Source organism: Rhizobium sp. SL86, from assembly GCF_026672545.1.
Classification (GTDB): domain Bacteria; phylum Pseudomonadota; class Alphaproteobacteria; order Rhizobiales; family Rhizobiaceae; genus Neorhizobium.
On sequence record NZ_JAPPRJ010000001.1, the window covers coordinates 732305 to 756743 of the forward strand.

Annotated in this window: 17 protein-coding genes and 1 pseudogene; 5 read left to right on the forward strand and 13 right to left on the reverse strand. The window is 61.4% G+C overall.

Going from position 1 to position 24439, the window contains the following annotated elements; all coding sequences use genetic code 11:
- Nucleotides 1-14: 14 nt before the first annotated feature.
- Complete coding sequence (locus OU993_RS03825; RefSeq protein WP_268154929.1) at nt 15-7412, reverse strand: type I polyketide synthase; 7398 nt, start codon at nt 7410-7412, stop codon at nt 15-17.
- A gap of 66 nt (nt 7413-7478) precedes the next feature.
- A pseudogene (locus OU993_RS03830) lies at nt 7479-8471 on the reverse strand (IS481 family transposase).
- An 82-nt stretch (nt 8472-8553) separates the two neighbouring features.
- Between OU993_RS03830 and OU993_RS03835 the strand changes: the two are divergent.
- Both OU993_RS03835 and OU993_RS03840 read left to right on the forward strand, forming a co-directional pair.
- A complete protein-coding gene (locus OU993_RS03835; RefSeq protein ID WP_268157493.1) occupies nt 8554-9813 on the forward strand; it encodes a capsule biosynthesis protein in 1260 nt (419 codons plus the stop codon).
- 170 nt (nt 9814-9983) lie between these two features.
- Nucleotides 9984-10811, forward strand: coding sequence for a bifunctional allantoicase/(S)-ureidoglycine aminohydrolase (locus OU993_RS03840; protein WP_268154930.1), 828 nt, complete (start codon nt 9984-9986; stop codon nt 10809-10811).
- Nucleotides 10812-10851: 40 nt separating this feature from the next.
- Here OU993_RS03840 and OU993_RS03845 read toward each other — a convergent pair whose 3' ends face one another.
- The 7 genes from OU993_RS03845 to OU993_RS03875 form a co-directional block, all read right to left on the reverse strand.
- Nucleotides 10852-11784 carry a DUF429 domain-containing protein gene (locus OU993_RS03845; RefSeq protein ID WP_268154931.1) on the reverse strand — a complete coding sequence of 311 codons (933 nt, stop codon included), beginning with the start codon at nt 11782-11784 and terminating at the stop codon, nt 10852-10854.
- Between the two features lie 40 nt (nt 11785-11824).
- The gene (locus OU993_RS03850) at nt 11825-13459 is read right to left on the reverse strand and encodes a 3'-5' exonuclease (RefSeq protein ID WP_268154932.1); all 1635 of its coding nucleotides are present in this window, start codon (nt 13457-13459) and stop codon (nt 11825-11827) included.
- Between the two features lie 47 nt (nt 13460-13506).
- Complete coding sequence (locus OU993_RS03855) at nt 13507-14037, reverse strand: hypothetical protein (RefSeq protein WP_268154933.1); 531 nt, start codon at nt 14035-14037, stop codon at nt 13507-13509.
- Between the two features lie 17 nt (nt 14038-14054).
- The gene (locus OU993_RS03860; protein ID WP_268154934.1) at nt 14055-15878 is read right to left on the reverse strand and encodes a DUF294 nucleotidyltransferase-like domain-containing protein; all 1824 of its coding nucleotides are present in this window, start codon (nt 15876-15878) and stop codon (nt 14055-14057) included.
- Nucleotides 15879-15971: 93 nt separating this feature from the next.
- Nucleotides 15972-17738 (reverse strand): sodium:solute symporter family protein, encoded by a 1767-nt coding sequence (locus OU993_RS03865; protein ID WP_268154935.1) that lies wholly within the window; start codon nt 17736-17738, stop codon nt 15972-15974.
- Nucleotides 17739-17748: 10 nt separating this feature from the next.
- Entirely contained in the window at nt 17749-18009 is a 261-nt protein-coding gene (locus OU993_RS03870) for a DUF4212 domain-containing protein (protein WP_268154936.1), read from the reverse strand.
- Between the two features lie 293 nt (nt 18010-18302).
- Complete coding sequence (locus OU993_RS03875) at nt 18303-19736, reverse strand: aldehyde dehydrogenase family protein (protein ID WP_268154937.1); 1434 nt, start codon at nt 19734-19736, stop codon at nt 18303-18305.
- Nucleotides 19737-20228: 492 nt separating this feature from the next.
- Between OU993_RS03875 and OU993_RS03880 the strand changes: the two genes are divergently transcribed.
- From OU993_RS03880 to rpsU, 3 genes are all read left to right on the forward strand, one after another.
- Complete coding sequence (locus OU993_RS03880) at nt 20229-20438, forward strand: cold-shock protein (RefSeq protein ID WP_165215377.1); 210 nt, start codon at nt 20229-20231, stop codon at nt 20436-20438.
- Between the two features lie 116 nt (nt 20439-20554).
- Nucleotides 20555-20839 carry a cold-shock protein gene (locus OU993_RS03885; RefSeq protein ID WP_268154938.1) on the forward strand — a complete coding sequence of 95 codons (285 nt, stop codon included), beginning with the start codon at nt 20555-20557 and terminating at the stop codon, nt 20837-20839.
- 52 nt (nt 20840-20891) lie between these two features.
- Nucleotides 20892-21134 carry a 30S ribosomal protein S21 gene (rpsU, locus tag OU993_RS03890; RefSeq protein WP_165215382.1) on the forward strand — a complete coding sequence of 81 codons (243 nt, stop codon included), beginning with the start codon at nt 20892-20894 and terminating at the stop codon, nt 21132-21134.
- Nucleotides 21135-21230: 96 nt separating this feature from the next.
- Here the strand turns inward: rpsU and OU993_RS03895 are convergent, their stop codons facing one another.
- From OU993_RS03895 to OU993_RS03910, 4 genes are all read right to left on the reverse strand, one after another.
- On the reverse strand, nt 21231-21587 hold the full coding sequence (locus OU993_RS03895) for a hypothetical protein (RefSeq protein WP_268154939.1): 357 nt from the start codon (nt 21585-21587) through the stop codon (nt 21231-21233).
- An 89-nt stretch (nt 21588-21676) separates the two neighbouring features.
- Nucleotides 21677-22675 (reverse strand): LacI family DNA-binding transcriptional regulator, encoded by a 999-nt coding sequence (locus tag OU993_RS03900; RefSeq protein WP_268154940.1) that lies wholly within the window; start codon nt 22673-22675, stop codon nt 21677-21679.
- 29 nt (nt 22676-22704) lie between these two features.
- The gene (locus tag OU993_RS03905; RefSeq protein WP_442792862.1) at nt 22705-23529 is read right to left on the reverse strand and encodes an ABC transporter permease; all 825 of its coding nucleotides are present in this window, start codon (nt 23527-23529) and stop codon (nt 22705-22707) included.
- Nucleotides 23529-24350 carry an ABC transporter permease gene (locus tag OU993_RS03910; protein ID WP_268154941.1) on the reverse strand — a complete coding sequence of 274 codons (822 nt, stop codon included), beginning with the start codon at nt 24348-24350 and terminating at the stop codon, nt 23529-23531. The genes OU993_RS03905 and OU993_RS03910 overlap by 1 nt, the downstream gene beginning before the upstream one ends.
- Nucleotides 24351-24439: the final 89 nt, after the last annotated feature.

Below are 24439 nucleotides of genomic sequence, written 5' to 3' on the forward strand. Positions count from 1 at the left end.
ACTCGATTTTTCCGTCACGCCTCACCCACAGTCTTGCGCGCGGCATCCAGGTGCTGCGAAGCGAGAGCCTCGATCTCTTGATGCGGCAACTCTTCGTCCTCGCTATCGTTCTGGCGCATGACACGCTCATAAAGCTTTCGCACGACATGATCCACCGTCGTCGTGTCGCCAAGACCCGTCAGCGGCATGTCGACACCCGTCCGATCCTTGAAGCTCATGCTGAGCTCCACGGCCATCAAGCTGTCGAGACCGGCATCCTTGAGAACCTTGTTGCGGGTGATGGCGCCTTCCGAAATGCGCAGAACATTCGCCATTTCGCTTGCCACGAGCTTGAACAGAAGATCCATGGCCTCCGCTTCGCTCTTGTCCGCAACCAACTGCGCAAGGTCGATCGTATCAGAACCGGCAGCCGTTCCCGCCACCAACTGGCGCAGCGGAATCTCGAACAACGGCGTGTTGACGAGCTGCAGCGTCTTTGCAGCCTGCCAATCGATGGGCGAACAGATCACGACGCCACCATCCACCGTTCCGGGGTCGACTGCCATGTAATGCTCGACAAAGGCCAAGGCTGTCGCTGCCTTCATTGAGGAATTGCCAAGCCTGCGGCTCAGAACATCGTTCACAGATGCATTGTGCGCGAGGTAACCCGTGTCCGCGATCGCACCGAAACCGACCGCTAAGCCCGGAAGCCCCTCCTGGCGTCTCCTGCGCGCCAACCCTTCCAGGTAACCGTTTGCCGCAACGTAATTGGCCTGGCCCGGATTGCCGACGAGGGTGGTCGCAGACGAGAACATCAGGAAATAATCGAGCGCATCTTCGCGGGTCGCCCGGTCGAGGTTCGCCGCACCGGCCGCCTTGACAGCAATGACCGTCTCGAACCGTTCTCGGGTGAGGTTGCCGACCAGCGCATCGTCCAACACCATGGCGGCATGCACGACACCCTTGATCGGCGCGCGTTTGCGCAGAGTTTGCAGCAGTTCCTCAACGGCTGAGGCACTCGTCACATCGCAAGCATAACACGAGGCGTTGACGCCCTTGTCCTGCCATGTCCGCATGGCTGCCGCGGTCTCGTCATCCGCAACACCCCGCCGCGTGACAAGCGCGATCTCTCGGGCGCCCCGTGCCACCAGCCATTCCGCCGCCGCAAGCCCGAAGCCCCCAATGCCGCCCACGACAATGTGAAGGCCGATTGGAGGAAGCGGTTGCAGGGACGCGGGCTTGCGTGCCACGGGATGTTTGCCCAGCACCGGAGGTTCGATGACGATCTTTCCGACATGGCCGGCATTCTGCATCAAGCGGAAGGCATCGCCGATCTCGTCGTGCTGGAACCGGCGGTAGGGAAGCGGTGCCAGTTTCCCCTCGGCAAAGAGTTGTCCCAGGGTTTCGAAGATTTCCTTCGTCAGGGCTGGAGCCTTCAGCGGCAACTGGTCGGCATCGATACCGAAGTAGCTGACGTTCCGGCGGAAGGGCCGAAGGCCGATCTTGCGATCCGCATAGTAGTCGCGCTTGCCCAGTTCGAGGAACCGTCCGAATGGTTTGACGAGGCCAATGCTCTGCTCCATCGCATCGGAGAAGAGCGAGTTCAGAACCATGTCAACGCCTTCGCCGCCGGTCACGCGTTTGACGTCTGCCACGAAGGAAAGCGAGCGGGAGTTGAAGACGTGCTCGACACCGAGCATCTTCAGATAGGCCTTTTTCTCTTCGCTTCCGACGGTGGCAATCACAGTGAGGTCGAGGGCACGGGCGATCTGGATGGCCGCGAGACCAACGCCTCCCGCTGCACCATGCACCAGCAGGGTCTCCCCTGCCTGCGCACGGGCAAGGACGACGATGGCATACCACGCGGTGAGGAAGGTGACGGGAACAGTCGCTGCGGCCTTCAGATCAATTTCCGCCGGAACCTTGGCAAGTCCCGCCCGCGAAATGACGGCGTGGGTGGAGAATGCGGCCGGGCCAATCCCCATCACAGCATCGCCAACCTTCAGGTCAGACACCGCCGCGCCGATGGCTGCGACGCGACCGGACAGTTCCATGCCGATGGTTGCACCGGCAAATCCTTCTTCAAGAGCTTCTTCCGGCAGCAGGCCCATGGCCCACATGACATCACGGAAATTCAATCCGGCGGCGGCGACTTCCACGACAACCTGATCGGCCTCCGGCTGCGGCAGATCACACGCTTCCCAGTAAAGGGCATCGACACGCGACGGCGTGCGTTGGCGGATCGTTGCGGCGGGATAACGGGTGGTCAACAAATTGCCGCGGGAAAGAGCGCCTTCCACCGCACGGATCTCGCGGATGTCGTCTCCCCCGGCACCGATAATCCATTCCCGGCTCTGATCGAGAGCGGCAAGCATCAATGCCCTATCAACTTCGGCTTCCGCAGCATCGAACAGAAAGATGTCAAGGCTTTCCAGCTCATTCTGCAGAACACGCGCCAACGACCACAAGCCGACATTGATCGGCGACACCGGAGCACTCATGCCCGGCGCGGAACGGCCGATCGGCGCTCCGCCTTGCAACAGCAACACCAGGTGTGTCGACGATTTGCGGTTCTGCTCCTCGACCACCTGATGCAGGGTCCGGGCGAAATGCGTCAGCTTCCAGCTGTCGTCCGTCAGATCGCGACTTGGCGCGCCATCGTCAACGCCCCTTGCATAAACGAAGGTGATCCGGCGGTCCCTGGCCTGCGACAGAGAGGAGACGATCGCTGCCGCAAGGCTTTCGGCATCCTGATCCAGCGCGATGCTCGCACCGTCTGCCTCGACCGTCGATCCAGACACCAGGAGAACATGATCTCCACTGCTCGGCAGTGATCCCGTAACGATGTCGTTCGCTCGCGTGTCGATGATGTTGACCGGCCCATACGGACCCTCGACGGTCTGCGTAGCGTCAGCGTCGAGACCGATCGCAGCGAGATGACGCTTCCACTCGCGGGTGGTTGCCAGATGCCCGAGATGCAGGTCGGCCAGCACCCCGCCATCATCCTGGTCCGCAGCAACACCGTTCATGAAATCGTTGATGAGCGAGGAAGCGCTTTCGGCAATCAGAAGGCGCGCGCCGGCGGCAACGATTGACCGGACGGCAGACATGTTCGTTTCATCATTGATGATCAGCTGCGCATACCGGTCAGAGGACGCGTAGACGGCATCGTAGACCTTTGCCGCCTCCAGAGACTTGACGATCTCGATCCGCGGATTGTCCTGGAACAGGATCTCCAGCGAGCGGCGCAGTTCGTCGTCAGGCTCGAACACCGCAAGGCGCCCCGCGAGCGGCTCCAGCAGATCCAGAACGCGCTGGACAAGATACGGCGCCGTCGCGCCGATCTGGACAAGCGTCAGGGGGCGGAATCCGGTGTTCTTTGCCAGCGTTTCAACCGCATTGACGAGAAGCGCATTACGCCACTCGGCAGCAGCAGAACGTTGCCGCAAGTAGTCCGCCGTTGCAGAGGTCGGTGCAACCGGAGCCTCCGTCGACGCAACAGTGCCACGATCAAGCCTTGCCATCATCGCAGCACGAATGCTCGCGACAGCCACAGCCTCGGCGCCACGGTCCGGGCGATCCGCTTCAAACTCGCGCAGAAGTTCGGCAACCTCGGGAAGATCGATATCCCCTGCCAGGCGCCAGCCATCGTCCATCGACGCAGCCAGTCCGGCGCTCTGCAGGATCGACAGGCAGGTGGACAGGAAAACTCGTGCTTCCTGCGGCGCAGACGCGGTCGAGATGATGCCATCCGCATTCACCGCGCCCATCGAGATATCAAGGCAGCTGCGCAACACGGCCGCCTGCAAAAGCAGGCTGGAATCGTCAGGCTCCGGAGAACCCGCCAGCGAAATCAAAGGCTGTGACACCGTAACCGGCGCATTCAGGACGTTTCCGTTCCACGGCAGGACTTCGTAATGGAAGCCAAGCGACGGGATTGAACGGTGCTGGCGAAGGGATGTCCTGCGGAAGCGGCAATCCTCGATAACGAGGACGGCATTGCCATCCTGATCCGTCAACTGGAAACGGGCCTTGATGGAATGGGCGCTGAACTTCTGAATCTCGATCAGGGCGCCATGAATATCGGCACCAGGTGAAAGAAGATGAATGACGCCGAAGCGGACCGGGATGTAGGGAGAGCCCTGCGCATCCCCCGACAGTCGATCGAACAACCCGACCAGACCGTGGAAGGCCGCGTCGAGCGACATGGGGCTCACAGCCCATTCGAGAAGCGGATGCGCCGGATCGGCGGCCGGCGCTAGGCGCGCGACGATCCTGGAACCACCATCCGTCGCGGCTTCGTTGAGACGCTGGAAGCTGGGGCCGTAATCGAGACCGAAAGCGGCCGCAATGGCGTAGATTCGATCCTTGCTGATCCGGTCAGCCGTAACCTGATGTGCATCGAAGATATCGGACGCTTGGGCATCCACCATTTTCTGGCAGCGCGCAACGGCATGCAGCGTCCAGTCATCGTCCGACAGTCTCTCGCGCGAGCGGATCTCGATCACACCCGTTTCTGCCGAAACAATGGTGGAAAGTTCAAGGAGCTTGTCATCGAGCGGCAGCGGATTGAGCAGTTCGACATTGGTCAGCGTCACCTGATCGGTGCGAAGATGCTGCCGCGCGACCTGAAGCGCGATTTCCACCAGACCGGCACCGGGCATGATCGCCCGCCCCTCGACCACATGCTCCGCAAGATCCGGAAACAGCGCAGCATCGATGTGGTTCTTCCAGGCTCCCGCGTTGGGATCGACCCGCCATCCGGCCAGCGTATAAGGCCGGGCGTTACGTCCGAAGAGGTCGTAGGTATCCGTTGTTGCCGGAACGGTCAGGGTCTCAGGCTCAAACGGCACGCTCGGCAGATCGACATACGGAAGACGATTGAGCGAAATGCCGTCGGCACCGAACGCGAACAGACGCGCAATGATCTGAGCAATCGGATCGGCACTGTCCTCATTGTCCTTAGAAAGCGAACTGAGCACAGGCGCATTGGCCGAATGCTCACGAACCGTCTCTTTGATGTAGTTGCTCAAAATCGGACGAGGTGAAATCTCGAGGAACAGATTGCAGCCCTCGTCCAGAGCCTTGGCGACGGCGTTGCGGAAGGCAACGGGCTCCCGGGCATTGCGCCACCAGTAGCTGGCATTCAACTTTCTGCCGGACAGGCGATCGCCTGTCACGGTGGACAGGAATTGCAGGTCACCATCATGAAGCCCGATATCCGGCAGCGTAGCGACGAATTCCTCGCGCACGTCATCGATCAGCGGATGATGGAAGGGATATTCGATATCGAGAAGCTGGACCGCAATCTTGCGGCGACGACCGAGCGCCTTCACCTCTTCGATGCTCTGACGGGGACCGGAGAATGTGATGGAATTCCGCGCATTGACGGCGGCAACCACGACATCGGTGATGGCGTTGTCCGCAAGAAAGGCTTTGGCAACCTCCTCGCTGCACAGGGCCGCAGCCATTGTGCCGCGTCCGCGGGTCGCATGCTGGCACCGGGAACGGGCGGCGACGACCGCAACGGCATCGACCAGGGACATGGCGCCTGCGATGTGGGCGGCGGCCACCTCACCGATGGAGTGCCCGAACACACAAGCCGGACGAATACCAGCTACTGCCAAGGCGTTTGCGGTGGCGACCTGAATCGAAAACAGCAGCGGCTGCGCAATCCGGGTGTCCGACAGCCGCTCATCCAGCGTGTCAGAAACGAGAAGCTCAACGAGCTTTTCTCCAAGATGCGTCTCGAAGAGGGCGCTCGCCGCATCGAAATGCCGTTTGAATGCCTTGCTCCTGCGATAAGCACTGACACCCATCCCGGCCCATTGCGCACCATTGCCGGCAAACGCAAAGGCGATCTTGGTGTGCCCGGCCGGCACCTCGCCGGTCTCGATGCCGTCGACCGCTTGTGACTCGAGAAAGGCTGCAAGTCGAGCCTTCAGCTTGTCCGGCGTTGTCGGCACACCGACCAACCGATGCCGCAACAGGGTGCGTCCGCCACCGGACGCCGCAACAATGCGGTTCACCTGAGTGGGGGCAGCTTTGTCCATGCGATGCACATAGGCATCCACCAGCGTCCTCAACGCGCTTTCGGTATGCGCACTTGCGACGAAATAGTGGTCGCCAGCCGGCTCGTTCGCCTCGGATTGCACCACCCGCTCCGGATCGCCAATCACGACATGCGCGTTCGTCCCACCGAAACCGAAGGAATTCACGCCGGCAAGACGTGGACGACGGGAGCGCAGCAGTTCGAGCGGCGTACTGTTCACGCGAACGTTCAGGTCCTCAAAATCGATCGTCTCGTTCGGTTTCTCGAAAAACAGCGAGGCCGGAAGAAAGTTCTGCTCCAAAGACATTACGGCCTTCAGCAGACCGAAAAGCCCGGATGCCGGTTCCGTGTGACCAATGTTCGTTTTTATCGAACCGATGGGCAAAGGCGCGCGACGACGTTTGCCGATCACCTGCCCGATCGCCCGGACCTCCGCCGGATCGCCGACCTTGGTGCCGGTCCCGTGCCCTTCCAGGAAGGCCAAGTCATTGGGATCGATCCGATTGTCATCATACATCCCCCGCAAAAGCGCGACCTGCGCCTCTGCCGAGGGAAGCGAAATACCATTGGTGCGTCCCGCGGAATTAACGCCCGTCGCAATAATCCTCGCCCGACTGCGGTCGCCATCGGCTTTTGCCAGATCGGTCCGACGCAGGACAATCGCGACCGCGCCTTCCGAGCGGACATAACCCGAGGCGTCGTTATCGTAAGCCCGGCAGCGGCCTTCCGGCGACAGCATTCTCGCCTGCGCGAACCCGACAAACGGCAACGGATGGTTCAAAAGATTGACACCGCCGACGATCGCCGTGTCGACCTCACCGCGCTCCAGGGCACGCACCGCCTGATCCAGCGCAACGAGGGAGGACGAACAGGCCGTATCGATGGTCAAGCTCGGTCCATTCAGGCCGAAAATGTGCGACAGACGGTTGGCAACGATGGAAAGGGTATTGCCCGTCATAAAATACGGGCCGCCAGAGGCCGGATCCTCCGCCGAAAGGTTCGCGCTGTCGAGGCTCGACGCGCCGACATAAACCCCTACAACTCTGTCTTGCAACGCCGACAGCGGCAAAGACGCATCTTCCAGGGCTCGCCAGGCAACCGACAATAACAGCCGCTGCTGCGGATCCATAGCCATGGCCTCGCGCCGGGAGAGACCAAACACCACCGGATCGAAATCATGAACATTTTCGACGACGCCAGCTGCAAACGTATAGGTCTTGCCGGACATGCCCTGCAGAGGATGCCAAAAACGCGCCTTGTCCCACCGTGAAGCCGGGACCTCGGTTACAGAGCAAACACCTTCGCGCAGCTGCTGGAACAGGTCGACCGCCGACAGAGCACCTGGAGCAATCGCAGCATATCCGATGATTTCGACTGTCATGAGTACCGTAGGGTAAAGATTAATTAATAAGGGCAACGTCAACATAAAGAAATAGCAGTATCTTGCTCATGATGGCAACGCCTGCGTGCCGAAGTAGGTGTTTAGTCCCGGCATTTGATGGTGCGGATTGAGGTTAAGCCGTTTTGGCTCTGTTGCCCAGATTTTGCAGATGTATTCGTAGGGCGTCAGGCTGCGCAGCGTCTTTAGCCGACGGCCGTAATTGTACGCATCGACGAAGTCATGGAGATGGGCGGTTAGCTGGGCATTGCTGTCGTAATGGTAACGTTTGACAGTCGCTTCTTTGATCGTTCAATTCATCCGCTCGACCTGGCCGTTGGTCCAGGGACGCTTGATTTTGGTGAGCCTGTGCTCGATCCTGTTTTCACGGCAACGCATGTCGAACATGTGCGTCATGTAAGTGGCAGTCGGCCCGTCGGCGTAGCGCGGCGGGAACGTGAACTGGATGCCATTATCGGTCAGGACGGTGTGGATTTTGTAGGGCACGGCCGCGATCAGCGCGACCAGAAAGGCGGACGCCGATGTCCTGCCTGTTTTGGTGACCAACTGGACGAAGGCGAACTTGCTGGTCCGGTCTATCGCTACGTAAAGATAGAGCTTGCCTTCGGCAGTGCGCACTTCGGCGATGTCGATGTGGAAGTACCCAATAGGGTAGGTCTTGAACGTCTTCTTCGGTTCCTTGTCCCCTGTCACTTCTGGCAATCGGCTGATCTCATGCCGTTGCAAGCAGCGATGTAGGGACGAGCGGGTCAAATGCGGGATCGTAGCCTGCAGGGCGTAGAGGCAGTCATCCAACGGCAGCAGCGTGTGTCGGCGGAAGGCAACGACGATCGCCTCTTCTTCGATTGAAAGTGTCGTCGAGTGCGCGTCTTTCGGACCGGTTGGCAGGTCCTTCACCGCTGTGCGCCGCTTCCACTTAGCTACGGTCTTCTGGTTGATCCCATAGCGTTTCGCCAGAACTCTCAGGCTCTCTTGACCATGTTGTATCGCTCGACGGACTGCCCCTGTCGTGCGGGCGCTCCCGTGTAGAATTTGACCCATAGCGCATCTCTCCATTCCTGGCTGAATAAGGCACCATCAAATGCCGGGACTAAACACCTAGGGAGCTTGGCCGTTGGCTGATGTGTCGCGCGACCAGGACGGAACGGCGGGAGCCCGGCCAACGGAAAAGACCGGAGCCCCGGTGTTCCTGTTCCTGCAAGGATCGTCTTCGCCGCTCTTTGCGCTTCTGGCGGAGCGTCTCGAAACGCAGGGACATCGGTGCCTGCGGATAAACCTCAATGTGGGAGACTGGATCTTCTGGCGCAGGAAGAACGGTTTCAACTACAGGGGGCGCCTGAAGAACTGGCAGTCTTTTATCCGAGACTTCCTCGAGCAGAACCAGGTCACCAACCTCATCCTTCTCGGAGAGGAGCGGCCTTACCACAAGATCGCCGTCGAGGAGGCAAAGTCCCGGAAGATTGCGGTGCATGTGGTCGATCTCGGTTATCTGAGACCAGACTGGGTCATCTTCGAACGGAATGGTACCGCATCCAACTCGCGGTTTCCGCGCCGCTCGGGGGACGTGCTTGCACAAGGCCGGGATCTGCCGGAGCCGGACTGGACACGGCGTTATACCCAGAGTTTCTGGGCCGATGCCGGCTACGACATCCTCTATAATGTCACGACCGTGCTTCTATGGTGGCTTTACCCCTTCTATGTCCGGCACACGCTCTACCATCCTCTCATTGAGTACATGGGCTGGATCGGGCGACTTGCGGGAGAAAAGAAACGGCAGAGACACGCCGAAGAGACGATCCAGGCGGTGATCGGCGGCGGGGCTGCCTATTTCGTCTATCCGTTACAACTACAGACCGACTATCAATTGCGGGTTCACTCACCGTTTCAGGGACAGGAAGAGGCCATCGACCTTGTTCTCGCGTCCTTTGCGCGATCGGCACCGTGCAACGTACGGCTGGTCGTCAAACTGCATCCGATGGATGCGGGGCTCATCAACTGGACGCATTACATACGTCAGCAGTGCGATCATGCGGGCTTAAGTTCCAGGATCGACATCATCGATGGCGGCAACCTCGAAAGGTTGTTCGGTTCGTGTGAAGGCGTCGTCACCGTCAATTCGACCGCCGCTCTTCCCGCCATTCGATTGGGGAAGCCCGTGAAGGTCCTGGGCAGCGCCGTCTATGATATCGACGGGCTGACGCATCAGGCCTCGCTCGACGCCTTCTGGACCGCCCCCGTGCCGCCGAAGCAGGATGTTACAGACGCATTTTTCCGGCTGATGGCTCACAGTTACCATGTTCGCGGCAATCTCTATACCCGCCGTGGTGCTGCTGCTGCTGCGGAAGAAATCGCGGCAAAGTTCAACCCGGCGCTCTCCGGATAATTCTGCGGCGAGCGAACCCGCCCATCGTGCGGCCAGGATGTTTCCCCACCCCTGCATCATCTGCCCGCCTCCCCCAACAAATCATTTTTACTCCCGCACGGCTTGGGGATATGAGTGATGCGCGCGGCCCTTGGGGGCCAGGCGGCAGGATGATTTGGAGACGAACGGACATGGACGACAGACGCTATTATGCGGGCATGGGCGGGCTTCCCGGCCAGACGGAACTTCTATCCAGCAAGGCTGTGTTCACCACCGCCTATGCGGTGATCCCCCGCACCGTGATGGCCGATATCGTCACCAGCCTTCTGCCGCACTGGTCGAAAACAAGGGCCTGGATCATTGCCCGACCGATGACCGGATTTTCCGAGACCTTTGCGCAATATATCATGGAGGTGGCGCCGGGCGGCGGCAGCGAGCGGCCGGAACCGGATGCCCGGGTGCAGGGCGCGATCTTCGTGGTCGAGGGGGAAATGACGATCGTCCACGAAGGCAAGGTACATCACCTTCAGGCGGGATCCTTCGCTTATCTGCCGGCCGGTTCCCGCTGGAGCCTGACGAACAGCAGTGCGGGGCTCGCAAAATTCCACTGGGTGCGCAAGAAATTCCAGGCCGTCGAGGGGCTGGAGCCGCCGCCGGCGATCTTCACCCATGAGGATGAACACGCGATCTCGCCAATGCCCGATACCAACGGCACCTGGGGCACGACACGGTTCATCGATCCAAACGACGTGCGTTACGACATGCACCTCAATATCGTGACGCTGCAGCCGGGCGGCACCATTCCCTTCATGGAAACGCATGTCATGGAGCATGGGCTTTACGTGCTGGAAGGCAAGGCCGTCTACCGGCTGAACACGGACTGGGTCGAGGTGGAGGCCGGCGATTTCATGTGGCTGCGCGCGTTCTGCCCGCAGGCCTGTTATGCCGGTGGTCCCGGCCGTTTCCGGTACCTGCTCTACAAGGACGTGAACCGCCACGTCGAACTTTGGAAAGGCTGACGGCAAGCCCAGAGGCTGCGCGCATAACGCAGCCAGCGGCTCAAAACGCCGGCCTTCCGAGGATCCAGCCCTCCCAGGTCGTGACGCTTAGATCCTGCGGGGCGCCTTCGCCCCTCAGGCCAAACACGATGTCGATCATCGCCATCAGACCGACGGTGCAATCGAAACGGTCTTCGCCGGCGGCATCCACACCAAAGCCGGCATCGATACTGTCGACAAGCGCCGTTTCGGCAGAAATCCGATCATGCCCCGCCAGCCAGCGCCGCAAATGGCCGGAGACGGAGATGCGCCCCTCCTGGCGGCGTTTGCTCCAGACGGGTCGGCGGGGAATGCCGATCTGGCCATAGGCATCGCCCGGATAGGTTTCCGTCACCACCACGGCATGGCGCTGCAGCAGGTCGACCAGAAAACCGTCGAAGGGCCAGAGCCCGATCCGGTGACGGTTGGGCAGGATGACCTCCCGCCAGCCGGTGATCGCCGCCTTTCCCACCTGGTTGCCACCCAGCGTCCAGAACAGCAGAGCCGGTGTCTGGCGGCCGGGTGCCGGGCGTTCACACAGCCGCAGAAGATCGACCGGTTCGATGGCCAGCGCCTCGAACAGCTGGCTGCGGCGCGTGCCGCCGGGCCGTGCGGGGTAGAAGGGACGGGTCAGGCCGATTTCGCCGGCAGACGCGGCAACCCGGAACCAGTCCGTCCAGATCTCCGTGCCCAGCACATCGAGAAAGGCGCGGAAGGAGGCAAGGCCGGTCTTTTGCGCATAGGCGTGCGGCAGGCCGATCGGGAAATCGAAGCCGAGAAGAAGCGGACCGTCGCCAAGTGCCCGCGCCTGCAGGCGTTCGATCAGACTGGACGTTTCGCCAACCGGCTCCGGTGCCATCAGTTCGAAGCGCCCTGCCCTGTTCAGCGCAACCGCCATCCAGCGCTTGCGGGCATCGATGCTCCAGTCGCAATGGGCAATCACCGAAGGCTGCATGTCGATCTTTCCCGTTTTGCCTGTCTTTACGCGTGCGGCCTCAATTGAGATCCTTCAGCAGGCGCCGGTGCTTGCGGGTTTCGCGCAGCACCTCGCCGAAACGGCGAATGCCCCGCGCCGCCAGCATGTCCTTCAGCTTGAGGAAGACCTCTGCCGTCGCCATCGCATCGCCGATTGCGGTGTGGCGGTCGCTGCCGGCAATGGAAAGGCCCAGGCGTTCGGCCAGGGCATCCAGCGTATGCGTTTCGGCCTGGCCGAAGACGGCGGCCGACAGCAGCACCGTATCGAGGATCGGGTTGTCGAAGCGTCCGCCGAGTTCCCGCTCGCGCCTTCGCAGGAATTCCATATCGAAGGGCGCATTGTGGGCCACCAGAACCGCCCCTTGCGCAAAGGCCCTGAAACGCTCCAGCACATCAACGACGCTTGGTGCGTCCTCGACCATTTCGTTCGACACACCATGCACGGCTGTGGATGAGGCGGGGATGGAGCGGCCCGGATTGACCAGCGTATCGAAGACCTCGCCCTTCACCCGCTTGCCGTTGACGATACGCACGGCGGCAATCTGCACGATCTCGTCGCCCTGGTCTGGAAGCAGGCCCGTCGTTTCCGTGTCAAAGACCACATAGGTCAGGTCGTCCAGCCGCGCCTCGCCGATCTTTTCCGCGTAAAGGCGGGACAAAAGCTCGAAATCATAGACAACAAAACGGTTGGAGACGGGCTGCATCACCGGAAGCGGCGACATCTCGCCTTCCCGCATCGCCTCGAACCGGGCGGAGAGCGAGGCGAGCCGCTGCTGAACGGCCTCCAGTGCCCGGTCGCGGCTTTCCGGATCCGCGGTCCTGCGTTTCAGCTCATCCAGAGCGGGGCGAAGATCATCAAAAACCTCGCTCAACAGGGCGTCGCGGCGGGCATCGGCGGAAAGTTCTGCCGTCACATCGCGCAGCGTCATCACATAGGCGGCGGGATCGGCCGTGTCTTCGCCAACAAGACGCATGCGGGCCGCCAGACGGCGGGTATGGCCATGCGTGGTGCAGACGAGCTCGACGGCCGCCGCCGCCGTTCCGGCTTCGAGAAGCCGCTGGTGGGCATGGCGCACCGGCCCGTCATTCAGATAATCGAACAGGTTCTTGTCCAGACAGAGCGGCAGAACCGGATTGTCGAGCAATTGTTGGGCGGCACCATTGTAGAATACGAGGTGATGGCGACCGGTACAGAGCAGCACGCCCGGCGGCACATCGGACAGCAGTCTTTCGAGCTGGCTTCGTTCCGCGGACAATCGGGCCGTCTCGCGCGCCACCGTTTCGGCCATGGCGCTACGGGTCTGGGTCAGCCGAATGGCTGCTTCGGACACGGCATCGGTGATGCTGCCGAGGTAGGTGAGCCCGGTCGTGTCGATCTCCTGGGCGACACCGGCATTGGCGCGGGCACGGATGGCACCGGCCAGCCGCTCCAGCGCCTTGGCGAGGTTGACATCGAACAGGTAACCGATGCCGGCGGTCAGCGCCAGGATCAGGAAACCGGCCACCACCGCCACACGCACGGCCGTGCTGACGGCCTCGGGATCGGCACCGCGATGCAGTGCAAACCACAGGCCTGCGGCAAGGGCTGCGAGAGACCCCATGCCCAGCGCCACAAAGAACAGAAACAGGCGTGCCCTGAGGCTCCATCGTGCCATTATCATCTCCTCCCCGGCAAGGTTGCGGCTCCCCTTCCGCAACCGCCTCAGCCGGTCCTAGCCGCGCAGCCCGTCTGCAGGACGGGATCGTCTGCCGGCAACGTGATCCAGTCGGCGCCGGTAATCTCGCCGTTTTCGCCGATGGATACGTTGCGCCCGATCAAATCGGCGCGACGATGACCGGCACAATCCAGAACCACCTTCACCCGCGCCGACTGCTGCCAGCGCGCGGCCAGAATGACATCGACCATCACCTGATCGGGGAAATTGGCATTGCGTTGGGCGGTGCGCAGATCAACGGCGGCAAAGCGGTTGATGACCGGCTTGTAATAGGACCAGGGTCGCCAGAAGGCCGTGTCCGCATTGTGCCACGCCACCGGGATTTCCGGCGGCAGCGCGACGGAAACGCGAGAAAACCAGCTATATTCGCTCCAGATCGCATAAGACAGCATGCCGAGGCCCGCAAATGCGGGGATGATCCATTTGGGCAGGCGCTGCCGGGTGATGAAGCGCAACGTCATGGCGACACCGGCCAGGGCAACACCCACGGTCAGGACAGCGATCAACTCGAACAGCATGCGGGAAATTCCTCAATTCAACTGGGCGCGCGGCTGTGGTTCAGCGCGGATTGCATGGTGCGCACGACGACAAATGCGTCGCGCAGATGGGAACGTTCGAAATCGCCGAACTCGTAAGGACCGAGAAAATTGTCGGGACGGCGACCTGCCTTGATCTGCTGGGCCTGGTTGCGCAGCCGCATTTCGGCGATCAGGTCATAAGCTGCGATGAGATCACGCGCGCCGGCACCGGAGATCACGCCGGCCTCTTCTGCAGCCACGAGGCGCGCACGCGTGTTGACCGGTGTCAGGCGGCCCTGCAGCGCATAGACACGGCCGAGATCGACCACCGGCACCACGCCATTGTGCTTCATGTCGATCTGGTTGCGGTGCTCGCCGCTGCGGATCGTGGCAAAGCCGCGCAAGAGCCCGAGCGGCGGCGCATGCTTCAGCGAGTTGGCGATCATATGTGCGACGAAGATCGAGTTGCGGCTCGCCTTTTCCAGGGTTTCGGCCTGCAGGTCCTGAAACAACGAAAAATCGCCGCCGATCGGCCTCAGATCGAACATGACGCTCGAGAGCATCTGCGCCATCGGGTCCGGCCGCTCGATCCAGCCGTGAAAATAGCGCCGCCAGGTGCTGACCGGCTGGCACCATTGCGGATTGGTGGCCATCATCTCGCCGGGGCAGAAGATATAACCGCAGTCGTTCAGGTGGGTGCTGACGAAGCCGGCAAACTTGGTGAAATAGGCCATGTCGTCCGGCGTCACGCGATCATCGATAAAGATGCAATTGTCCTGGTCGGAGACGCCCGTCTGTTCCTGGCGCCCCTGGCTGCCGCAGGCAAGCCAGAGATAGGGCACCGGCGGCGGGCCGAACGTCTTTTCGGCCAGAACCAGCAGGCGGCGGGTGATCGTGTCGGCAATATCGGTGATGAGGCGGGTGACGACTTCATGGGCATTGTTGCCCCCCACCAGCTGCACGAGAAGCTGGGGAATGCGGGCGGTGTTCGCCTTCATGTCCTCGATGGTTTCGGCATTGGCGACATCGCGCACCAGAAGGGCGGACGACACCGCCTGAAACCGCGTCAGATCCGTCTGGGTGACCATGCCGACGAGACGCGACCCGTCAACGATCGGCAGGTAACCGACCTTCTGCTCGAGCATCACCTGCAGCACATCGGAACCCAGTGCCGTCTGCGGCAGGCCGGTCGGATTTTCGGTCATCACGGCGGACACGGGCGTCGTTTTCGGATCGCGGTTTTCCGCGATCAAGCGCGTCGTCAAATCGCGCGCGGTCAGCAGGCCAACCAGACGCTCGCCGTCCACCACACCGAGGCTGGAGACCAGCCGGTCGCGCATGATCTGTGCCGCCTCAAACACGGTGTCGCCTGGGCTGCAGGTGACGGGCGGTTTCGACATCAGGTCGCCAACCCGCGACAACGTCATGTCGGCCCGGCGGGTTTCACTGATGCGGCCACGGGTGAAGAAACGGGAAAAGACCGGCTGTTCCTGCATCAGGCGGTGGAATTCACCGGCCGGCAGGATGAGCACGACGCCATCGGTGCGTGCGGTTGCGGTGGTGACTGCCCGTCCATCGCGCAGAAGACCGCGTTCACCAAGAGAATTGCGGGGAGAAAGCTGGGAAATCAGTTCGCCGGCGGCATCGTGTACGTCCACCTGGCCGTCCATGATCAGGAAAAGGCCCGGCAGTGGCTCGCCGAGATTGTAGAGTTTTTCGCCGGCACTCAGCCTTCTGAAACCGAAGCGGGCGGCGACAGTCTCCATCTCCGTGCGCGGCAGGCTGTCATAGGGATGAACCGTCTCGAGAAATCGGGTGATGTCGTCTGTTGCTAGTCCCATGGTCCCCCCACCTGGCACCCCACCCGAAAGACGATAGCCACGCTGGCGCGGAAAGGGAATGGGCGACGCATGCCGCCCATTCCGGGATTGAGATCAATGGCCGGAGGCAGCGCCCGCACCACGCGGGATGCGGATCGATTCGACCAGATCCTGGACCGACTTCGGCGGAGCCGCCGTTGCCATCGAGACGAAGTAGGCGACGGCGAAGTTGAGCAGCGCGCCAATCGGGCCAAAGGCTGTCGGCGGGATGCCGAACAGGTAGTTGGCCGGGACGTTCTCCAGCATGTTCGTGCCGGCAATGAAGAACCAGCCGAGATAGGTGAAGAGGTACAGGCAGGTGGCCACGAGACCAACGATCATGCCGAGCGTTGCTCCGAGCGAGTTGATGCGCTTGGAGAAGATGCCCATCATGAGCGCCGGGAAGATGGTGGCTGCTGCCAGACCGAAGGCGAGTGCCACCGTCTGTGCCGCAAAGCCCGGCGGGTTGAGGCCGAGAAGCGTTGCCACCAGGATGGCGCCGCCCATGGAGATACGAGCAGCCAGAAGCTCGCTCTTTTCCGAAATGTCCGGCTTCAACCAGTCCTTGATCAGATCGTGGCTGATCGCGGACGAAATGGCGAGCAGAAGACCGGCTGCGGTCGACAGCGCCGCGGCAAGACCACCGGCCGCGATGAGCGCGATCACCCAGCCCGGAAGCTGTGCGATTTCCGGATTGGCGAGAACCAGGATGTCGTTGTTGATATCGAGTTCGTTGCCCTTCCAGCCGCGGGCTTGTGCTTCGGAGGCAAAGCCGGCAGCCTTGTCGTTGTAGTACTGGATGCGGCCGTCGCCGTTCTTGTCGGTAAACTTCAGCAGACCGGTGACTTCCCAGTTCTTCATCCAGTTGGGGCGCTCTTCATACAGAACGGCCTCAGCCTTCGGACCGGACGGGAAGATGGTGTCGATGATGTTCAGGCGTGCCATGGCGCCGACAGCCGGAGCCGTCAGGTAGAGCAGCGCGATGAAGACCAGCGCCCAGCCGGCAGACCAGCGGGCGTCCGCCACCTTCGGAACGGTGAAGAAGCGGATGATGACGTGCGGCAGACCGGCGGTACCGATCATCAGGGACAGCGTGAACAGCGTCATGTTCACCATGGACCCTTGCGCGGTATAGGCGTTGAACCCGAGATCGGTCACGACCTGGTCCAGCTTCTGCAGCAGCGGCTGGCCGGAGGCCGTATGTTCGGAGAACAGGCCAAGGCCGGGGATCGGGTTGCCCGTCAGCTGCAGCGAGATGAAGATTGCCGGAATGGTGTAGGCAACGATCAGCACGATGTACTGGGCGACCTGCGTATAGGTGATGCCCTTCATGCCACCGAGAACGGCGTAGACGAACACGACGGCGGCTGCGATCCACAGGCCCGTGGACACCGAGACTTCCAGGAAGCGCGAGAAGGCTACGCCTGCACCGGTCATCTGGCCGATAACATAGGTGACAGAGATGACAATCAGGCAGACCACGGCCACAAGGCGCGCCGACTGGCTGTAGAAGCGGTCACCGATGAACTGCGGCACGGTAAACTTGCCGAACTTGCGCAGGTAAGGTGCGAGAAGCAACGCCAGCAGAACGTAACCGCCGGTCCAGCCCATCAGATAGGTGGAGTTGCCGTAGCCGACAGCCGCAATCAGGCCGGCCATCGAGATGAAGGAGGCCGCCGACATCCAGTCAGCGGCCGTTGCCATACCGTTCATGACCGGATTGACGCCGCGGTTTGCGGCATAAAATTCCGCCGTGGTGCCCGCACGGCTCCAGATGGCGATGCCGACGTAGAGCGCGAAGGACGCGCCCACGATCAGCAGGTTGAGCGTATACTGATCCATGATCTCCCCCTTATTCCTCGTCGACGCCGAATTCGCGGTCGATCTTGTTCATGTAATTGGCGTAGTAGAAGATCAGGGCGATGAAGATGATGATCGAACCCTGCTGGGCGAACCAGAAGCCGAGATCCGTGCCGCCGACCGGAATGCCGGACAACATGGGACGCAGGATGATGCCGAAGCCGTAAGATACGACGGCCCAGATCACCAATGAAATATAGATGATGCGCTTGTTGGCTTCCCAATACGCATTGGACGATGAATTGTCCGACACGAGTACTCCTCCTCTTTTCCTCGACAGGCCGGCAAAAACACGGCCGCTCACCCAACGCTGGCTGATTCAAACTCCCCACAGCCGGTTGTGAGAAAGAGACTAACGTAAAGACGAGGGCTTGGCACACTGTCCGTTAGTCGTATGCGGGAGCCGGAAACTGGGGATTTCCACGGGAAATATGCCCCGCAAGGTCGCGGTCGTGACGCACGACAGGGTTGTGCATTGCACAATGAAGAGGGAAGAAGCAGAGGAGCCGGCGAACCCTGAAGGTCCGCCGGCAGGATCGTTTGGGCTCAGGCGAGCGTATAGGCGGTCTTCACCACGGTGAAGAATTCGGCCGCATATTTGCCCTGTTCGCGCGGACCGAAGGAGGAGGCCTTGCGGCCACCAAACGGCACGTGGAAATCGACGCCAGCCGTCGGCAGGTTGACCATCACCATGCCGGCTTCCGAATTGCGTTTGAAGTGCGTGGCATGCTTCAGGCTCGTCGTCGCGATGCCCGCCGAGAGGCCGAAGGGCGTATCATTGGCAACGGCCAGCGCTTCTTCGTAATCCTTGACGCGGATGACGGCGGCCACCGGCCCGAAAATCTCCTCGCGGCTGATGCGCATGTCGTTGGTGGCTTCGGTAAACAGCGTCGGTTGCAGGTAGAAACCGGGCGTTTCGCGCTCGATGCGCTCGCCGCCGAAAGCGAGCTTGGCGCCTTCCTGTTTGCCGATCTCGATGTAATCGCAATCCTGCTTCAGCTGCTTTTCATCGACGACCGGGCCGATATGCGTGCCGTCCTTCAGCGCGTGATCGACATTGAGCTTGCTGAGGCGCTCGGTGAGGGCTGCGACAAACTTGTCGTGGATGCCTTCGGTCACGATGATGCGCGAGGAGGCCGTGCAGCGCTGGCCGGTGGAGAAGAAACCGGAGTTGGCGGCAGCTTCGACGGCGACGGACAGATCCGCGTCGTCCAGCACCACCATCGGGTTCTTGCCGCCCATTTCCAGCTGGAACTTGCGGTTATGCTCGATGGAGGCGAGTGCCACGCGCTTGCCGGTCCCGGTCGAGCCGGTGAAGGTGATGCCGGCGAGATCCGGGCTGTCGAGCATCGCCTGGCCAACGACGGAACCGCGTCCCATCACGAGGTTCAGCACGCCCTTCGGCAGGCCGGCACGGTGCAGGATATCGACGATCGCCCAGGAGCAGCCGGGCACGAGGTCGGCCGGCTTGAAGACGACCGTATTGCCGTAAGCAAGCGCCGGCGCGATCTTCCAGGCCGGGATGGCGATCGGGAAGTTCCACGGCGTGATGATGCCGATCGGGCCGAGCGGCTCGCGGGTGATCTCGACGCCGATGTTCGGGCGGGCGGAGGGCAGAACCTCGCCAGCCAAACGCAGGGTTTCGCCGGCGAAGAAATCGAAGATCTGCGCCGCACGGATCGTTTCGCCAATGCCTTCCGGCAGTGTCTTGCCCTCTTCCTGCGACAGAAGGCGGCCGAGTTCCTCCTTGCGGGCGAGGATTTCGTCCGCCGTCTTCTTCAGGATCGCGTGGCGCTCGAGAATGCCGGAGCGCGACCAGGCCGGGAATGCCGCCTTGGCCGCAGCAATCGCAGCCTTTGCATCCTCTGCGCTCGCCTGCGCATAAAGCCCGACGACATCCTTCGTGTCGGACGGATTGATGTTTTCCGATGCCTGGGCGCCAACCCACTCGCCGGCGATCAGGTTCTGATGAACGGTCATAATGCCTCCCTTGGGCGGATGTCCGCCGTCTATTGGATTCATGTCGGACGGCAAAACCGCCCTTGGATCGAAGAAGCGGTCTTCGCCGCCTACTGCCAAACTTGGAGCCGCCCCACGGCAGAGTCCAGAAAAAAGCCCTGCCACCATACTTATAATACGTGTCAACGCAAGATATATGACATCCCGTATATTTCAGGCACGTAGCGGGCCGCAAACAGGTTGATCACAGCCCTCGAAACTTCGCCAAAAATTTGCCTATCATGGTGCATAAACAGCGGGATAGCAGAAAGATCCATTTTCAATTTTCCACTTGTCGGAAATTTTATTTCACAGCCACTCTTGTAATTCGCGTCAATGGGCGTAAATTGCGGACATCGAACTTGGTCGTGACTTCGTCCGAGAGCTAAGGCGCTCTGTCAGATTTCCTCTCAAACATCGATCCAACTGACACGGTGTGTCAGATCAACCCGCGATTTTGAAAAGGAAATCGTTATGAATACAGGTACCGTTAAGTGGTTCAACAGCACCAAGGGTTTTGGTTTTATTCAGCCGGACCAGGGTGGCCAGGACGTATTCGTCCACATCTCTGCTGTTGAGCGCGCCGGCATGAACGGCCTCAACGACGGCCAGAAGATCAGCTACGACATCGTTCAGGACAAGCGTTCTGGCAAGAGCTCGGCTGACAACCTTCGGGCTGCCTAAGCTGCCATTCGTCGAAACCGACCACGGATGTACTGGCGGTTGATCGACAGGATGACTGGGAGAGGTCGGGACATCCCGGCCTTTTTTTCGTTTTGGAACCAGTCCGGAGCACAAATATGAGAGTTGCGCGTTATGCCATTGGCGACCGTGTGGTCCTGAAATCGGGATCCGGGATGCGCACTGCCGCAGAGGCGGTCTGCCGCATCGCTGCGGTTCTGCCCGCGGCTTATGGCCAAAACCAATATCGAGTTCGGTACGAGAACGAGACGTTCGAGCGCCGGATCGTCGACACGGATATCGACCCGGAACGGTCGGAGCGTGCGACACACCGTGAAGAGGCCTCAGCTCCCGGCAAGGGTTCTTCGTGGCTTAACCCCGCGTCGATGAAGATCGGCAAGTGATCAACACGAACATTGCACAGTGGCGATTTCAGCCGTGCAAAAAGGAGAGATTTTGCAGGTTCTAGTCCGAGACAACAATGTCGATCAGGCCCTCCGCGTCCTGAAGAAGAAGATGCAGCGCGAAGGCGTTTTCCGCGAAATGAAGGCGCGCAGCTCCTACGAGAAGCCGTCCGAACGCCGCGCCCGTGAAAAGGCCGAGGCGATCCGCCGCCAGCGCAAGCTCGCGCGCAAGAAGATGCAGCGCGAAGGCCTTCTGCCGGCGCCGAAGAAAGCCGCCGTTCGCGGCCGCCGCTAAGCCTGGCCGACAAAACCAGCCATACAGGATGCGCAGCCGCGCATCCACCCTGGAAGGAAGCGGCCTGTGCCGCTTCTTCCTCGTTTTTCTTGCCGATCAGCCCTTTTTCAGCGTGCGGTCCTGCGTCTGCTCCGGCGGAAGCTCTCGTGGCTTGATCACCGGCGTCTCCCCGACGGAAGGGGCCGGCTCCACCATTTCCGGATCACCAACCGCTGGCGGCTTCAGCACGCTGTTGCACTCGGCGAGTTTCTGCGTCGTGCCGCCTTGCACATCCGGCCGCTGGACTTGCGGGTCCTGATCCGGCCTTGCCACACATTTGTCGCCCGATGGCTGCCGGGCCTGTGTCGTATCCTGGGCCTGAACGGGCATGACGACAACGGCGGCAAGAACCGAAGCGGCGGACATCATCCCGAAGAACAGGCGCGGTGTCTTTGTCTGCGAAAACTGTTTCATGGTCGTACCTCCTGAGGGATCAACCCGTCGGAGGCGTGCACGTTCCCTGCCTGCCCGTCTGGAACGGCCGGAAACGCGCGAAATCCCGGTCACGTTTCCGGAACGAAGGTCTCTCGGACGACAAGTTCCGGCACCACCCGGTCATGCCCCTGTTCGGCATCCGGATCGGCGATGCGCCGCTCCAGGAGATCGACGGCGCGCTGGGCCATGACGAGCGGATCCTGGCGGAAGGTCGTCAGGTTGTAGTTGAGCCACGAGGCTTCCGGCACATCGTCGAAGCCGATCACCGCCACATCGTCCGGAATGCGCAAGCCCCCTTCGCGGCGCAGCACATCCATCACGCCGAAGGCAATCAGATCGTTGGCGCAGAAGATCGCGTCCGGCGCCGGGCCTTCGGCGAGAAGGGCACGCGCTGCGGCAAGCCCGCAGTCATAGTTGGAATCATGTCCGTGGGCGATCTGCACCTCAAAACCGCGATGTTCGACTTCGGCGACGAAGGCGACCTGCCGTTCGAGGATGGAGGGGGTCGCGGATTGGGAGCCGGCAAAGGCAAGCCTGCGGCGTCCGGCCTTCAGAAGCAGGCGGGCGGCCTCGATCGAGGCTTCGGAATTGCCGGCATGCACGTGATCGGCCTCCGGTTCGGAACGGCCGATCAGCACCACCGGCTGGCCGTTTCGCCGCGCAAGTTCTAAAAAACTGGCCGGCGGCGAGCCGGAGAGGATGATGGTCGCTTCCGCCCGGTGGCCGATCAGCATCTTCTGGGCGGCCAGCATTTCCTCTTCCGTTTGTCCGGTGTTGATCAGCACCGGAACACTGCCGCGTCGGATCAGCGCCTTGGTGAGCGCCGCCGTCAGGTGCGCGCGGAAACCGACTTCCGGTTTGGTCGCGACGATGCCGACGAGGCGGCTCTGATTGTTGAGAACACCCCGCGCCAGATCGTTGACGTGATAACCGAGCTCTTCCGCCGCCTTCAGCACCTTCTCGCGCGTCGCAGGCGAGACGCTGGCGCCCGGCGTGAAGGTTCGCGAGACCGCGGAGCGCGACACCCCTGCCCGCCTTGCCACCTGCTCTGCACTGACGAAACGCATGCGAGTCTTTCCGTCTTTCATTTGCAACCTCACCGCCCGACGCGAGACAGAACGTCGGCCTTCAGGAAGCGCTCGACGATCAACATGAAGATCAGAGACGGCACAAGCAAGAGCAGCGCCGTAATGGATGCGATCTGGTAGTTGCCGCCGGAGCCTGCGGTATAGAGCAGCAGTGGCAGCATGTTCACGTCCGGCGCACCGACAAAGTAGCTGCCGGTGAACTCGTCGAGCGATTCGAGGAAAACGAAGATCGCACTGGCCAGCAGGCCGGGGGCGGCGAGCGGCAGGGTGATGTCGCGGAAGGTCCGCAGCGCACCGGCACCGATGGAGCGCGCCGCCTGTTCCAGTTCCACATCGATGGCGGAAAAGGCAGCCGTCGCGATCCAGACCGCATAAACGAGACCATGGGAGGCATGCACCAGCACCACCCCGGCAATCGTGCCGTTCAACCCGATTTCGTAGAAGATGCGGGCGACGTTGACGTAGACCGTGAGATTGGGGAAGGCCTGCGGAATGAGGAAAGCCAGAAGGATCAGGCTTCGCAGTGGCAGCTTCAGCCGCGCCAGCGCATAACCGGCGGGAATGGCAAGCGCCAGTGACACGGCCACCGTCAGGATCGCGACGATCAGCGAATTGCCGAGCGATTCCAGCGCCCCGCCGCGGGGCGCAAACACGCGGCCCCAGGCGGAAAATCCGTATTCCAGCGGCAGTGCATGCGGGAAATACCACTTCTCGGTCACCGTCCAGAGAAGCATGTTGAACAGCGGGCCGAAGATGAAGAAGGCCATCAGGCCGAAGATGAGGCCGCGCGGGATCCACCAGAGCGCGGCAAGGCGGGAACGGTTCGACATCATCACGCGCGCTCCCTCAAGCTGATCCGCAGGTAGATCCAGGCAACCGACGAGGCGAGCACGAGCGAGATGAGGCCGAGCGCGTTCGCCACACCGTAATCGCCATAGGCATTGACCCGGAAAGCGATGTCGGCCGTCAGCATGGTCGGCGACTGCGCGTTGATCATCAGCGGCACCGAGAGCACCGACATCATGGTGACGAAGGAGAGGATGAGACCGACGGCAAGCGTGGCGGTGACCTGCGGCACGATGATTTCCGCCAGCACCCTGAGCTTCGAGGCGCCGAGATTGACGGCCGCCTCGATGCCTTCCCGGTTCACCGATGCCATTGCACCCGCCACCAGCAGCGCGACAAAGGGCGTCTGTTTCCAGACGAAGGCAATCACGATGCCGCGCCAGTCGAGAAAGCTCACCGCATCGATCGGCGTCATCAGGCCAAGGCTGATCGCGGTATTGTTCATCATGCCGTTCTTGGCAAGAAAGGTGCGCAGGATCTGGCCGACGACGATGAAGGGAATGAACATCGGCCAGCGGTAGAGCCAGCGCAGGATGGTGACGGCCAGCGGATGGGCGCCAAGCGTCAGATAACCGCCGATGGCAATCGCGCCGAGGCCGATCAGCAGCGTCGAGAGACTGACGATGCCGACGCTGAACAGGATGTCGTTCAGGTAAAGATCAAAGGATTTGGCGAAATTTCCGAGGCCCCAGCCGGTCTCGACACGAAACGCGCCAACCGCCGACATCACGAGCGGCAGAATGAACAGCAGCGCGATGACCGAGAGTGCGGGCAGGACAAGCAGGAGACCGAGGAGTCGTCTTGGCATCAAGGGAACCAGTCACAACAGATGGATCAAGTGTTCCGACAACGGGGCAATGCACCCGCCGCTCCTCCCCCTCTGGCCTGCCGGCCATC

What these genes read in the sequence shown, in the direction of transcription:
- OU993_RS03825 (WP_268154929.1), bottom strand. Translation starts at nt 7,412, where the DNA reads ATGACAGTCGAAATCATCGGATATGCTGCGATTGCTCCAGGTGCTCTG.
- OU993_RS03840 (WP_268154930.1), top strand. Translation starts at nt 9,984, where the DNA reads ATGGACGACAGACGCTATTATGCGGGCATGGGCGGGCTTCCCGGCCAG.
- OU993_RS03845 (WP_268154931.1), bottom strand. Translation starts at nt 11,784, where the DNA reads ATGCAGCCTTCGGTGATTGCCCATTGCGACTGGAGCATCGATGCCCGC.
- OU993_RS03850 (WP_268154932.1), bottom strand. Translation starts at nt 13,459, where the DNA reads ATGGCACGATGGAGCCTCAGGGCACGCCTGTTTCTGTTCTTTGTGGCG.
- OU993_RS03855 (WP_268154933.1), bottom strand. Translation starts at nt 14,037, where the DNA reads ATGCTGTTCGAGTTGATCGCTGTCCTGACCGTGGGTGTTGCCCTGGCC.
- OU993_RS03860 (WP_268154934.1), bottom strand. Translation starts at nt 15,878, where the DNA reads ATGGGACTAGCAACAGACGACATCACCCGATTTCTCGAGACGGTTCAT.
- OU993_RS03865 (WP_268154935.1), bottom strand. Translation starts at nt 17,738, where the DNA reads ATGGATCAGTATACGCTCAACCTGCTGATCGTGGGCGCGTCCTTCGCG.
- OU993_RS03875 (WP_268154937.1), bottom strand. Translation starts at nt 19,736, where the DNA reads ATGACCGTTCATCAGAACCTGATCGCCGGCGAGTGGGTTGGCGCCCAG.
- OU993_RS03880 (WP_165215377.1), top strand. Translation starts at nt 20,229, where the DNA reads ATGAATACAGGTACCGTTAAGTGGTTCAACAGCACCAAGGGTTTTGGT.
- OU993_RS03885 (WP_268154938.1), top strand. Translation starts at nt 20,555, where the DNA reads ATGAGAGTTGCGCGTTATGCCATTGGCGACCGTGTGGTCCTGAAATCG.
- OU993_RS03895 (WP_268154939.1), bottom strand. Translation starts at nt 21,587, where the DNA reads ATGAAACAGTTTTCGCAGACAAAGACACCGCGCCTGTTCTTCGGGATG.
- OU993_RS03900 (WP_268154940.1), bottom strand. Translation starts at nt 22,675, where the DNA reads ATGCGTTTCGTCAGTGCAGAGCAGGTGGCAAGGCGGGCAGGGGTGTCG.
- OU993_RS03905 (WP_442792862.1), bottom strand. Translation starts at nt 23,529, where the DNA reads ATGATGTCGAACCGTTCCCGCCTTGCCGCGCTCTGGTGGATCCCGCGC.
- OU993_RS03910 (WP_268154941.1), bottom strand. Translation starts at nt 24,350, where the DNA reads ATGCCAAGACGACTCCTCGGTCTCCTGCTTGTCCTGCCCGCACTCTCG.